Source organism: Microbacterium sp. GbtcB4, from assembly GCF_019091465.1.
In the GTDB taxonomy this organism is placed as follows: domain Bacteria; phylum Actinomycetota; class Actinomycetes; order Actinomycetales; family Microbacteriaceae; genus Microbacterium; species Microbacterium paraoxydans.
In genome coordinates, this window is the sequence record NZ_JAGXJJ010000781.1 from 1 (window position 1) to 229 (window position 229).

General features: G+C 75.1%; 1 protein-coding gene. It reads right to left on the reverse strand.

From position 1 onward, the window contains the following. Nucleotides 1-229 (reverse strand): chorismate-binding protein (locus tag KVS71_RS19600; protein WP_217585354.1); only part of this gene is annotated, 229 nt, incomplete at both ends.

The following is a 229-nucleotide window of genomic DNA, read 5'->3' on the forward strand; positions in this document are numbered from 1 at the left end:
GGTTGGGAAGCTTGAGCAGGAAGGGCTGCTCGCTCGCCGCGAGGGCCCTGGTGTACGGGCGGAGGGATGCGTGCACGCTCTGCACGGCGTACTGGTGCTCGTCGAGGTCCTTGGTGCTGGTGGCGAGGTGCGCGGACGCGGCGGTGTCGGCGTCGGCGTGGGGCCCGCGTCCGATCGTCCCGGCGCGGACACGGGCGGGGACCGCCCGGTCCTGCCCCGCGTCGAGGGG